A 234-nucleotide genomic window follows, 5' to 3' on the forward strand; every position below is an offset into this window, starting at 1 on the left:
CGGCAAAGAAGCATGTGAAAAAGCGTGGGAGATTCGGCCTGACGTCGTGCTGATGGACCTGAGCATGCCGCCAGGTGAAAATGGATTGACGGCAACAGCCAGACTGAAGGAAACAGCGCCTGAAATTCAAGTGCTCGTATTGACTATGCACGACGATGAGGAGTATTTGTTCCGTGTCCTCCAGGCAGGAGCGGCAGGCTATATTTTAAAAAGCGCACCTGACCTCGACCTGAT

General features: G+C 52.1%; 1 protein-coding gene. It reads left to right on the top strand.

What is annotated here, in order from left to right:
• A partial coding sequence (locus SB773_RS34800; protein WP_410595127.1) for a response regulator occupies positions 1 to 234 on the top strand: 234 nt, incomplete at both ends.

This window comes from Bacillus sp. SIMBA_074 (assembly GCF_046534555.1).
GTDB classification, from domain to species: Bacteria; Bacillota; Bacilli; order Bacillales; family Bacillaceae_G; genus Bacillus_A; species Bacillus_A mycoides.